The organism is Blautia sp. ZXY-1-B12 (genome assembly GCF_056339915.1).
On the sequence record NZ_JBWJVP010000203.1, the window covers coordinates 1 to 12520 of the forward strand.

Sequence of the window (12520 nt, forward strand, 5' to 3'; positions counted from 1 at the left end):
TAACCCGGATGAGATCTTGTATGTGGTAGACAAACGTCAGGAACTTCACTTTATCCAAGTATTCCGCTGTGCAAGAAAGACCGGGCTTGTAAAAGATGATACAAAGCTTTCTTTCCTTGGATTCGGAACCATGAACGGAAAAGACGGAAAACCGTTCAAGACAAGAGAGGGCGGCGTTATGCGTCTGGAAACTCTCATTAAAGACATCAACGAAGAGATGTTTACCAAGATTGTTGAGAATCGCAGCGTGAAAGATAAAGATGCGAAAGAAACTGCAGAGATCGTAGGGCTTTCCGCAATCAAATACGGTGACCTTTCCAATCAGGCTACCAAGGATTACATTTTTGATATTGACAGATTTACATCATTTGAAGGTAATACAGGTCCGTATATCCTTTATACGATCGTTCGTATCAAATCTATTCTGAACCGTTTTGCAGAAGAGGGCGGCAACCTTGAAGCAGGTACAATCCTTGATCCTGTAAACGACAGCCAGAAGAACCTGATGCTTCAGCTGACAGGTTTTGGTGCAACCGTAGAGAACGCCTTTGAAGAAAAAGCACCGCATAAGATCTGTGCATATATTTACGAAGTATCCAATGCATTCAACAGCTTCTATCATGAGACAAAGATCCTCAGCGAAGAGAACGAAGCACAGAAAGCTTCCTTCATCCAGTTGCTGAAACTCACTAAGAAAGTTCTGGAGACATGTATCGATCTTCTTGGATTTTCTGCACCGGACAGAATGTAAAAATAAGATTCATCAATAAATCAACTTGTTGGCACACTAAGCCCTGTTTACATATATTGTAAATGGGGCTTTTCAAAAAGAACGAAGTGTGCTATTCTGTATTTATCTAATCTATACGTGATGAAATTCTTTCATCACATTTTCCATTTTTATTTTAAACGAATTGTGAATATCTGCTTGGCTCAGATAAACTGCGGAGCAGTTATTCGGTTATGAGCAAGTAGAGAATCTGATGATTTTATCTGTTTGACAATTGAACAGGAGGTGAACCAGTGAATTTATCTGGAACTGTATTAAAAGGGCGTTACTGTATTCTGGAGCCTGTTGGAAAAGGCGGTGGAGGGAAAGTTTACCTTGCCAGAGATCTGGAACTAGGCGTTTTGTGGGCGGTAAAAGAAATACCGGCATCCGGCAAAAGTGAAGCACGTATGCTTTTGAAGCTTTCACATCCGTCTCTGCCAAAGATGATAGATTATATAGAGGATAACCGGAAATGCTACCTTGTTATGGAATATGTCAAGGGAAAATCGCTGGGTGAGTGTTTAAGAGGCGGAAAACATTTTTCCATAAATGAAATCGTTAAATATGGAATGGAAATTTCAGAGGTATTCTCCTATTTTCATGGTCAGAAACCACCGGTTTATTACGGAGATCTGAAGCCTGACAATCTGATGCTGGGTGAGAATGGAAGATTATATCTGGTTGATCTGGGCGGTGCTGTAAACGGATATAAATATCACCATAAAGTATGTACAGGCACTGCCGGTTTTGCTGCGCCGGAACAATATGAGGGAAAGATAAATGCAGCAACGGATATTTATACATTTGGAAAAACATTATCTGCCTTATGTGGAAAAACAGATTGTCTGTTATTCATTCGGAACATGTCATTATTCTGGCTTATTTTCAGATGCTGCATGAAGAAACCGGAAATGCGTTATCAAAATATGAAGACTGTACAGAAAAAACTAAGCAGAATCCAGAAGAGACAAAATCAGAGTAAAATTAAAAATATGTTGGTTTTGGCAGGGAGCAGTATTGCTTTTGCAGTGATAACTGTTTTTCTTCTGTTTAGTTCTGATCTGGTATCCGGTTCCAAAACATTTGATTTTTATGAAGAGCTAACTGATATTACAGACCTTTATTATCAGGAAGAATTTCAAAACGGCAGTAAAGCGGACAGGGAAAAAATCTGTGAACAGGCAGATACCGGACTGCGAAAATTACAAAAACAATGCACTGAAAAAGAGGAGTCCAGAAAGATATTACAGCTTCTGGCAGTAAACAGTGAGTACCAGGAAAATTATGAAAATGCAGGATTCTACTATGAGCAAATACTTCTTTATGATGAAACTTACAGAGCCGGATACGGTGAATATGGAATGTTCCTGTTCCGTACCGGGCAAAAGGAAGCCGGTCAGGCACTATGGACAGAATATAAGTCGAAAGAAACAATGTTAGACGATACAGTCAGCAGAAATCTGAGATTGTGGGAAAAGGAGATGACTAAGAGTGAAGAAAAATCATAACAGACTCTGGATTGTGATATCTGTATGTTTATGTCTGTGTCTGACTTCGACTATCTCTGCCATGCAGATGGGAGGTTTTGATATTGATGTAGGAAATGGAGAAAACAGCAGCTGGCAATGGCATGAGGAACAGCAGTGGAATCAGAGCAGTTGGGAGAATACGTGGGAAAATAACCGGCAGACTGGAGACAACACATCAGAAACTCCTGCACAGAACGATCAGACGCAGGACAATGGATATCAGTATGATTCTGATACAGGAAACGGAACACAGGATAATATACAGCAATGGAATGGTGTACAGCAGAATAACACTGACTGGAATAACAGCAGTCAATGGAACAATAATTCTCAGAATAATAATGTCCAGAATAATAATGCCCAGAATAATAACGTTCAGAGTAATAATGCCCGGAATAATAATTCTGCATGGAACGCTCAACCTCAGACAGATAACAATATGCAGATAACATCCCGGACGGATAATGAATCCGCTGTTAAGATATCAGAAAAACCCACCCCAACATCAATACCTGTACCAACACCTAAACCTGCGAAAAATCCGAAGCCGACAAAAACACCCAAATCAACTCAGCCCCCAACTCCTAAGCTGTCAAAAAAGAAAAATAAGAAGAAACAAAATAAAGCAAAGAAAACAGAAAAAGAAAACAAGAATACAGGTAATTCCAAAGTGTTTCAGAATAAAGAAAACCAGGGGGATACTGTTGAATACACGCATGTAAAAGATGAAGCTGTTAAGTTTCATTGCACACAAAATACAGATAGTTTCCATACCCCGCGAATTCAGATAATATCCCGGGGCTCTGTTCAGATTCTTTCTTTTCGGCTTAACAAAACAGAATGTCCCTGGCATTGGGAAGGAGACTGGATCATACCGGATACGGAAGATGAAAATGTAAAAGAAATAGAATTGTTGGTTATCTCTCAAGGCGGAAAGCTGATAAAAATGAATCCCCGGATTTTTTCCTCATAGACGCTTCAGGAAAACAATGCTATAATTTATCATATTATATCAATTTTTCTGAGACAGGAGGAACCTATGTACAAAGTAATTTTGTTTGATTTAGATGGAACATTAACAGAATCCGGAGAGGGTATCACGAAATCTGTTCAGTATGCACTGGAGAGAATTGGAAAGCCTGAACCGGACCTTGAGAAACTGAAGGTTTTCATAGGACCGCCGCTTATGGAGATGTTTATGCAATATGCACAGATTGATGAGGCAACCGCAAAACAGGCGGTGGAAATTTACAGAGAACGCTATTCTGTGACAGGAATCTTTGAAAATGCCGTATATCCGGGAATTGAGAACATGCTGGCACAGTTGGAGAAGAAAGGATATATTCTCGCAGTAGCATCCTCTAAACCGGAAGTATATGTGAGACAGATCCTGGATCATTTTGGACTTACCCGGTACTTCACAGAAATCGGCGGAAGCGAATTGAATGGTCGAAGAACAAACAAGACAGAAGTGATCGAAGATGTTCTGAAACGTCTGAATATGGACAAACACAGAGATCAGGTTATTATGGTTGGAGATAAAGAACATGATGTATACGGAGCACGCAAAGCTGGACTGGAATGCATTGCAGTTTCTTTTGGATATGGAACAGAAGAAGAGCTTAAACAGGCAGAACCTCTGAAAATTGTTGATTCTGCAGAAGGAATCGTAGATTTTTTCGCCTGAGCCCTCTGCGAAAACAAAATATTGTTTTTAAAATCTGGAGGGCAGGATATCCGGTAGGAATCCACTTTATAATCTCACAGATCGTTGCAGGAACTGCGCTGGCAGTATTTGCAAGAACCGCGGCAAACTCAGCTGAGACATATTATAATTACACGATTTTTCTTACCGGCTTAACAGGAATTCTGGCTATGATCCCGGCATTGTATTTTTATCGAAGAGATAAAGTCAGAAGAATTGCCGGCGGTCTGATCCCGGCACAGAAAAAAGTACCGCTTTCCTTACTGGAAATAATTCTTCTGCTTCTGGCAGGAGCCGGACTTGCACAGTATGGAAATTTCCTGATGGCAATTCTTCAGTCATTTATCAACAGCAGTGCCTACCAGGAAAGCATGACCAGAATTACAGAAGGAAAATCACTTCTTATGATGATTTTCTGGATGGGAATTATTGCACCTGCGGCGGAGGAAATGATCTTCCGCTGGTTAATCTATCTGCGTCTGCGTGACTGGCTGAAGATGCCGGTGGCAGCAGTGATTTCCGGGTTGATATTTGGTATCTATCACGGAAATATCGTACAGGGAATTTACGCAAGTATCCTCGGAACTGCATTTGCATGGATACTGGAAATGAGTGGAAATACTTACAGCAGTATGCTGCTCCATATGGGAGCAAACATCTGGTCACTGCTTATCTCAGAATATGCACTGGATTTGTATTCCGTGAAATATGGGGTACAGATTCTCATATTGATCTATCTGATTCTGTTGATCAGTGTGGTATATTGCCTTACCCATTTCGAAAAGATGTGCAGTATAAGAAAAAAGAAAAGAATGATATAAAAATAGAGACAAGATAAAGACATCTGCAATTGTGGAATGACAGTACACATGCAGGTGTCTTTGTTATTAGAAAAAAGATTATGTTAAGGCAAAAAGAAAATAATCAGTATACGGAAATTTAGATGTACTGGAAAGAGTAAAACCTAACAGTTTGATTAGGATTCGGAAATAACCTTTTACTGAATTAAACAGAGAATATCTGTTTGACAAATAAGTATTTAGCTATTAAGTACTTGACAGATACAACAGTATTCTGTATTATGAATGTATCAATACAACTAATACACTAAATACACGCATAAAATAAAACAACACATCATGAAACACGTAACAGAAAGGAGGAATCACCAGTGATTGTTTTGGATTATCAGGACAGGCGTCCAATCTATGAACAGGTTACAGATAAATTTCAGATCCTAATCCTGAACGGTGTCCTGCTGCCGGGATCGCAGATGCCGTCAGTAAGGCAGCTTGCCACAGAACTGTCCGTCAATCCCAACACGATCCAGCGTGCATATATGGAGCTGGAGAAACTGGGACTGATCTATCCTGTAAAAGGCAGAGGAAATTTCGTAGCAGACAGCTCTCAGGTACAGAAGATAAACAGAGAGAGCTACCGAAAAGAATTCACAGCACTGATACAGAAAGGCAGAAACACAGGATTCAACAGAGAGGAACTGGAGAAAATGCTTGCGGAAATCTTTGAAAAGGAGGACGAATCATGATAGAGATTAGAAACTGCAGTAAAGCTTTCGGAGAGATCCATGCCATTGACCATGTATTAATGGAAATCGGTGAACGCCAGATTTTCGGACTGGTAGGGACCAACGGTGCAGGAAAGAGCACGCTGCTTCGAATGGCTGCCGGAGTGATAAAGCCGGACGAAGGAGAAATCCTGGTGGATCAGGAACCGGTCTATGAGAATGAAAAGATAAAACAGCAGATATTTTACATTTCAGACGGTGGATATTTTCCACAGGGATATACGGCAGCAGATCTGAAAGATTTCTACAGAGAATATTATCCGGACTTTATGACTGACCGTTACAGTAAATTAATGGACCAGTTTCATCTGGATGAGAAACGCAGGATCAGTTCCTACAGCAAGGGAATGAAGAAACAGCTTCTGGTCATTATGGGAATCAGTGCAGGGACAAAATATCTGTTATGCGATGAAACGTTCGATGGACTTGATCCGGTCATGCGTCAGGCAGTAAAGAGTCTGTTTGTGTCTGAAATCATGAATCGGGATTTTACCCCGGTGATCGCATCTCATAATATGAGAGAACTGGAGGATGTGTGTGACCATGTAGGATTCCTGCACAAAGGAGGAATTCTTTTATCCAGAGAACTGGAAGACATGAAATTCCATATCCATAAGATCCAGTGTGTACTGCCGGATCAGACAAAAGAAGAAGCACTTTTGAAAGAATTGGACGTTTTAAAGAAAGAACATCAGGGATCACTTCTGATACTTACTGCAAGAGGGACCAGAGAAGAAATACTTCAGAAAGTACAGACACAGAATCCAATATTCTGCGAAGTGATTCCATTGACACTGGAGGAGATATTTATCAGCGAAACGGAGGTGGCAGGCTATGAAGTCAAAAACATTTTCTGGTAGATCATTAAGAAGCAGCTTAAAAGGCAGTACCTGGATTCTGGTGCTGTTGTTACTGGGGTTTATGGTTGCATTTCCGGTAGCAGAACTGATGCTGATCGGAAATCAGACGGATGAAATCCACAGGATGACTTTTGCCATGATCTGTTCCTATCTGATAGTTCCAGGCTTTTTGGTTACAATGCTTGCGGCCGTTGTAAATGCCCTGAATGAATTCTGGTATCTTTTTTCCAGAGATAAGATTGATTTTTATCACAGTCTTCCGGTAACAAGAAGCAGGTTCTTTTGGGAAAAAGCAATCAGAGGTCTGGTGCTGTATCTGGTTCCATATGTGATCATGGAACTGATCACAATGGCGATTGCAGTCAGCAAAGGACATGGTAGTCATCTGATCACGGCAGCGGGGAAAATGTTTCTGGAACATTTGCTTATGTATCTGCTGCTGTATTTCGGAGCAGTGTTGGCACTGGCAATTGCGGGAAATATTCTGGCAGGTATTCTGTCATTATGCTGTGTTTACCTTTACGGACCGGTACTGGGCATTCTTTTATGGGTGCTGGAAATGATGTATTTCAGAACGAATATGGGACTTAAAGAGGGAATGGCAGAAAAGATATCTGTTTTTCTTTCACCTGTATCTATTTCCGTGGCATTGCGGACTTATTCAGGACAAAAGAATTTCTGGATCATTATAGTGGGCGGGATACTGCTTCTGATTGTTCTGGCAGTATGTGCATATCTGGCATATACAAAGCGTCCAGCTGAGAAAACAGGAAAATCTTTTGTTTACGGATTTCTGGAACCAATCCTTTTGTTTATGGTCGTAATCCCTGCTGCTCTGGCAATTGGAACGATGTTTGCGCTGATCGGACCGGAAGAGAACAGGACTGGCTGGTGGATATTCGGGCTTGTGCTGGGGACAGTTGTATTTTATGGAATTTTGCAGGTTATTTTTGCAATGGATTTCCGTAAAATGGCAGCACATAAGCTGCAGCTTATGCTTTTGGGAATATGTGTAGCTGTCAGTGCCTGGATATTACACACAGATGCCATCGGATATGATACAAGAATTCCGACAATGGCAAAAACTGAGGGAATCAGTCTGAATCTGGAGTGGATAGGAACTGAGAGTGTGAATGAACCGCAGATGGAAGTGAGTTCTGGTTCATATAAACTGGACAGACTCTTTTATTTTATGGGCGGAAATTATGGCAGATGGACAGATGCAGGAATGTCAGATAAAATCTATGAAGTGTTAAAAGAAATTGCGTCTTATCAGAACAGTAAGGAGTGCAGCGGAACAGAAATAGGAGTTCAGTTTAAAAAGAAGAGCGGTTTCGATATTACCAGACAATATATAGTGACAGCGGAGCAGCTTGGCAGACTGCTGGAAGCATGCTATGAGCAGGGAACATTAAAAGATAATAAATATGATATTCTGGAAAAGTACAGACAGAAAGTGTCTTTTATAACAGTAGATCCTTTAAATGAATTAGATGATCAGTACTCTGTAACATTGGAAAAATCTGACAGTCAGAAGCTGCTGGATCTGCTGAAACAGGATATAGCAGAAGCCTCACCGCAGGAACTTATAGGAATCCCGTGTGGACAGATGGAGCTTTACGCTACTTCCTATGCAGATATGGATGAGCATATTGCACCGGAATCCTATGCAGAAGTAGGAAGATATATTTTCCCGACATTTAAGCGGACACTTGTTTTCCTGAAAGAAAAAGGTTATGCTTTTGTTATGGAAAAAGAAAATCTGAAACAGTACGATTATTCAGTGACATATAATGCAGAAGAAATGGATGTCACAGATTCTGAACAGAAAGAAGAATTAGCCCAGAGCCTGATCCGTGAATGGGAGTGTCCGGCATGGCTGGAAACGGAGGCGGGTGTGAGTGTGAAAGTGGCTCTGAACAGTACAGAGTCTGCCGGAGAATCGCTAAACGGAATAGAGTTTGCTGTACTGAAAGCGAAAGAGCCGGAATTTATAAAGAAAATAGTAGAAACTGGCGAGGAAGAAGAATGAAGAAAGCAGTTCGTCTGGACAAGTTCCTGGCAGATGCAGGAGCAGGAACCAGAAGTGAGGTAAAAAAATTTATTCAAAAAGGAAAAGTCCAGGTCAACGGTGTGCCTGCAAAGAAATCGGAGATCAAGGTCAGTGAAGAGGATGAAGTAGTTCTGGACGGAAACAGAATTTCCCAGGCACCGGAATTTGTCTATTATCTTCTGCACAAACCGGCAGGGTATGTTAGTGCCACAGAAGATAAGCGGGACAAAACAGTGATGGAACTTGTAGCATCAGACAGAAAAGGCCTGTTTCCGGTGGGAAGACTGGACAAAGATACGGAAGGACTGCTTCTGATCACAGACGACGGAGCACTGGCGCATGAATTGCTTTCTCCAAAGAAACATGTGGACAAGACCTATTATGCGGTTACAGACGGATGTATGACCAAAGAGGATGTGCAGCGCTTCGCAGATGGTCTGGAAATCGGAGAAAAAAATCCCACAATGCCGGCAAAACTGAAGATCCTCAGTACAAGAAAAGTTGAAGAGACAGAACTGGAACAGTACCCGTCAGGATGGTCATCAGAAATTCAGCTTACGATCAAAGAGGGGAAATTCCATCAGGTCAAGCGAATGACAGAAGCAGTAGGAAAGAAAGTCGTCTATCTGAAACGAATTTCCATGGGAGTATTGACATTGCCGGATGATCTCAAAAAAGGCGAATGCCGACAGTTGACTGCAGAAGAAGAAAAGAGATTAAAAGAAAGTGTTGTCATAAAATAAGTAAAATTGTAAGAATACATGGTTGATTGTCCGCTGATATAATGGACATTATAACATGTGTCGGTAAAGTGCAGGAAACTGAGTTTGTCAGAAGCAGATCAGAACCTGGAAGAAACTGTAAAAATAATAAAAAATTTGCAAAAAACCCTCTTTACATGGAGGGTTTTTGTATGCTATACTACAGAAGTTGCGAGTCATGCGCATCTATTGCGTGTGCAAAAATATACACGTTCGGAGATTCCCGCGGATGGTGCCCTGCGGTGTGAGGCTGGGTCCCCAGGAAAAAGAACCGGGCGGAAGAAATTAACCAAAAAAGGAGAACAAACATGAGCGTTATTTCAATGAAACAGCTTTTAGAAGCAGGCGTACATTTCGGACATCAGACAAGAAGATGGAACCCTAAAATGGCTCCATACATCTACACAGAGAGAAACGGTATCTACATCATCGACTTACAGCAGTCTGTAGGTATGGTTGACGATGCTTACAATGCAATCGCTGATATCGTAGCAGACGGTGGAAGCATCTTATTCGTAGGAACAAAGAAACAGGCTCAGGATGCTATCAAAACAGAAGCAGAGCGTTGCGGACAGTTCTATGTAAACGAGAGATGGTTAGGTGGTATGCTTACAAACTTCAAAACTATCCAGAGCCGTATTGCAAGACTGAAAGAAATCGAAGCTATGGAAGCTGATGGAACATTTGACGTTCTTCCTAAGAAAGAAGTTATTGAGCTGAAAAAAGAACTTGCAAAATTACAGAAAAACATCGGCGGTATCAAAGAAATGAAGAGACTTCCGGATGCAATCTTCATCGTAGATCCTAAGAAAGAAAGAATCTGCGTACAGGAAGCTCATACATTAGGAATCCCGCTTATCGGTATCTGCGATACAAACTGTGATCCGGAAGAACTGGATTATGTAATTCCGGGTAACGATGATGCAATCCGTGCAGTAAAATTAATCGTTTCCAAAATGGCAGACGCTGTTATCGAAGCAAAACAGGGTACTGCAGATGTAGGCGGTGAAATCGAAGCTGAATCTGAAGAGTTCGCAGCTACAGAAGAATAATTTTTTGAACCAGTACAGGAAAGCCGACAGGCTTTCCTGTCATTGAAAAAGGAAAAGCCCCTCCGGGCGATTTACGAATATTATTCAGGAGGAAAATGAAATGGCTATCACAGCAGCACAGGTAAAAGAATTAAGAGAAATGACCGGCGCCGGAATGATGGATTGTAAGAAAGCTCTTACAGCTACAGAAGGTGATATGGATAAAGCAGTAGAATTCCTTCGCGAAAAAGGTCTTGCTACAGCACAGAAGAAAGCAAGCCGTGTAGCAGCAGAAGGTCTTTGCAAAACTTTAGTTTCCGAAGACGGAAAGAAAGCAGTTGTTGTAGAAGTTAACGCTGAGACAGACTTCGTAGCTAAGAATGAAAAATTCCAGAACTACGTTGCAGATGTAGCAGCTCAGGCTATGAACACAACAGCAGCAGATATCGATGCTTTCCTTGCAGAAGCATGGGCACTTGATACAACTAAGACTGTTAAAGAAGCTCTTGCAGCTCAGATCGCAGTTATCGGCGAGAACATGAACATCAGAAGATTTGCTCAGGTTACAGAAGAGAACGGTTTCGTTGCTTCCTACACACATATGGGCGGTAAGATCGGTGTTCTTGTAGACGTTGAAACAGACGTAGTTAACGATGCTGTTAAAGAAATGGCTAAGAACGTAGCAATGCAGATTGCAGCTCTGAAACCACAGTACACAAGCGATAGCGAAGTAAGCGCAGAATACATTGAGCATGAGAAAGAAATCCTTATGGCTCAGATTCAGAACGATCCGAAAGAATCCCAGAAACCGGCTAAGGTTATCGAAGGAATGATTACAGGACGTATCAAAAAAGAGCTTAAAGAAATCTGCCTTCTTGACCAGACATACGTTAAAGCTGAAGACGGAAAACAGTCTGTAGCTAAATACGTAGAGCAGGTTGCTAAAGAAAACGGTGCTAAGATCACTGTTAAAGGTTTCGTACGTTACGAGACAGGTGATGGTATCGAAAAGAAAGAAGAGAACTTTGCAGAAGAAGTTGCAAAACAGATGGCACAGTAATCTGGTTTTTGCAGAACTTTAAAAAGAGTCTTAAAACCCTTGAAAATCCAGTATTTTCAAGGGTTTTTCTTATATACACCACTTCATATATTGCATTATAAATTCATGTAACTTTTTAAACGGATTTTCGTAAAATGTTCGTCATGGTTTTCGTAAAACCTGCGTACGAACTTCTTAACGAAAACTTCGCATGATTTTTAAGAAAAATGTGGCGATTTCGATAGCTAACTATAAAGCAATTTATAATACTTGCAGGAATAGAGGTTCAAATTGCAAAAGGATTTGGGCAGTAGTAGGAAGGTTGGAAATGTGGTATGATTGAGAACAGGACATAAGAGAAAACAGGAACTGAATAGAGTGTGAGTAAAGAAGAAATCTTTGAATATGTGCAACAGCAATATGGAACACTCCCAGAATATCTATGGAGCAAATGACATTTTGGAAGAATACAGAAAGTGTGAGTAAAGAAATTATGGAATTGTTGAAAACAATCAGAGGAGACATTACAAAAATTACAGATGTTCAGGCAATCGTAAATGCTGCGAATAATTCACTTCTTGGTGGCGGAGGTGTGGATGGAGCAATTCACAGAGCAGCAGGACCAGAACTTTTGGAAGAATGCAGAACATTACATGGATGTGAGACAGGGAAGGCAAAAATTACAAAAGCATATAAGCTCCCTTGTGAGTATGTTATCCATACAGTAGGACCAATATGGAATGGTGGGAATCAAAATGAAAAAGAATTACTTGCAAGCTGTTATTTATCTTCTATGCAGCTGGCACTGGAACACAAAATCAGAAAAATCGCATTTCCGTCAATTTCTACAGGAGTGTATTCATTTCCGGTTGGACTTGCAGCAAAAATTGCAGTAAATACAGTTGCTGGATTTTTGAAGGAACATCCAGATGATTTTGATCTGGTGGAGTGGGTTTTGTTTGATGAACATACGGAATTGGTTTATGCGATAGAAGTAAATGCGCATAATAAAGGAATATAGAAGATGAGAATATTGATGTTAGGAAACAGTTTTACAACGGCAAATCATATGCCGGACATGTTGGCTGAGTTGACCGGTGCAGAGATTGTGCAACATACCCGTGGAGGGGAACGATTGGCAGATCAGTTAAATCCGAAAACAAAGATGGGAAAGCGTACACAGGA

General features: G+C 40.9%; 12 protein-coding genes. All 12 read left to right on the forward strand.

Going from position 1 to position 12520, the window contains the following annotated elements; translation table 11 throughout:
* The coding region (argS, locus tag AC075L_RS12570; RefSeq protein WP_476387767.1) for an arginine--tRNA ligase domain-containing protein at positions 1 to 751 on the forward strand (751 nt) is incomplete at its 5' end.
* Between the two features lie 272 nt (positions 752 to 1023).
* Positions 1024 to 2280 (forward strand): serine/threonine protein kinase, encoded by a 1257-nt coding sequence (locus AC075L_RS12575; protein ID WP_118409366.1) that lies wholly within the window; start codon positions 1024 to 1026, stop codon positions 2278 to 2280.
* A complete protein-coding gene (locus tag AC075L_RS12580; protein ID WP_022380897.1) occupies positions 2264 to 3274 on the forward strand; it encodes a hypothetical protein in 1011 nt (336 codons plus the stop codon). The genes AC075L_RS12575 and AC075L_RS12580 overlap by 17 nt, the downstream gene beginning before the upstream one ends.
* 66 nt (positions 3275 to 3340) lie before the next feature.
* Positions 3341 to 3988: an HAD-IA family hydrolase gene (locus AC075L_RS12585; RefSeq protein WP_022380896.1), complete on the forward strand. Its 648-nt coding sequence runs from the start codon at positions 3341 to 3343 to the stop codon at positions 3986 to 3988.
* 188 nt (positions 3989 to 4176) lie between these two features.
* Positions 4177 to 4827 (forward strand): CPBP family intramembrane glutamic endopeptidase, encoded by a 651-nt coding sequence (locus AC075L_RS12590; protein WP_118409367.1) that lies wholly within the window; start codon positions 4177 to 4179, stop codon positions 4825 to 4827.
* Between the two features lie 350 nt (positions 4828 to 5177).
* Positions 5178 to 5552 carry a GntR family transcriptional regulator gene (locus AC075L_RS12595; RefSeq protein ID WP_022380894.1) on the forward strand — a complete coding sequence of 125 codons (375 nt, stop codon included), beginning with the start codon at positions 5178 to 5180 and terminating at the stop codon, positions 5550 to 5552.
* Entirely contained in the window at positions 5549 to 6451 is a 903-nt protein-coding gene (locus AC075L_RS12600) for an ABC transporter ATP-binding protein (RefSeq protein WP_055058424.1), read from the forward strand. The genes AC075L_RS12595 and AC075L_RS12600 overlap by 4 nt, the downstream gene beginning before the upstream one ends.
* Complete coding sequence (locus AC075L_RS12605) at positions 6426 to 8483, forward strand: DUF6449 domain-containing protein (protein ID WP_055153044.1); 2058 nt, start codon at positions 6426 to 6428, stop codon at positions 8481 to 8483. The genes AC075L_RS12600 and AC075L_RS12605 overlap by 26 nt, the downstream gene beginning before the upstream one ends.
* Positions 8480 to 9247 (forward strand): pseudouridine synthase, encoded by a 768-nt coding sequence (locus AC075L_RS12610; RefSeq protein WP_055153046.1) that lies wholly within the window; start codon positions 8480 to 8482, stop codon positions 9245 to 9247. The genes AC075L_RS12605 and AC075L_RS12610 overlap by 4 nt, the downstream gene beginning before the upstream one ends.
* Before the next feature lie 326 nt (positions 9248 to 9573).
* A complete protein-coding gene (gene rpsB / locus AC075L_RS12615) occupies positions 9574 to 10317 on the forward strand; it encodes a 30S ribosomal protein S2 (protein ID WP_022380890.1) in 744 nt (247 codons plus the stop codon).
* 100 nt (positions 10318 to 10417) lie between these two features.
* Positions 10418 to 11356: a translation elongation factor Ts gene (gene tsf, locus AC075L_RS12620; RefSeq protein ID WP_008703687.1), complete on the forward strand. Its 939-nt coding sequence runs from the start codon at positions 10418 to 10420 to the stop codon at positions 11354 to 11356.
* A 472-nt stretch (positions 11357 to 11828) separates the two neighbouring features.
* Positions 11829 to 12356, forward strand: a complete 528-nt coding sequence (locus AC075L_RS12625) for an O-acetyl-ADP-ribose deacetylase (RefSeq protein ID WP_055054004.1) — start codon at positions 11829 to 11831, stop codon at positions 12354 to 12356.
* The last annotated feature ends 164 nt before the right edge of the window (positions 12357 to 12520 follow it).

What these genes read in the sequence shown, in the direction of transcription:
- AC075L_RS12585 (WP_022380896.1), top strand. Translation starts at nt 3,341, where the DNA reads ATGTACAAAGTAATTTTGTTTGATTTAGATGGAACATTAACAGAATCC.
- AC075L_RS12590 (WP_118409367.1), top strand. Translation starts at nt 4,177, where the DNA reads ATGATCCCGGCATTGTATTTTTATCGAAGAGATAAAGTCAGAAGAATT.
- AC075L_RS12600 (WP_055058424.1), top strand. Translation starts at nt 5,549, where the DNA reads ATGATAGAGATTAGAAACTGCAGTAAAGCTTTCGGAGAGATCCATGCC.
- AC075L_RS12605 (WP_055153044.1), top strand. Translation starts at nt 6,426, where the DNA reads ATGAAGTCAAAAACATTTTCTGGTAGATCATTAAGAAGCAGCTTAAAA.
- AC075L_RS12610 (WP_055153046.1), top strand. Translation starts at nt 8,480, where the DNA reads ATGAAGAAAGCAGTTCGTCTGGACAAGTTCCTGGCAGATGCAGGAGCA.
- rpsB (WP_022380890.1), top strand. Translation starts at nt 9,574, where the DNA reads ATGAGCGTTATTTCAATGAAACAGCTTTTAGAAGCAGGCGTACATTTC.
- tsf (WP_008703687.1), top strand. Translation starts at nt 10,418, where the DNA reads ATGGCTATCACAGCAGCACAGGTAAAAGAATTAAGAGAAATGACCGGC.
- AC075L_RS12625 (WP_055054004.1), top strand. Translation starts at nt 11,829, where the DNA reads ATGGAATTGTTGAAAACAATCAGAGGAGACATTACAAAAATTACAGAT.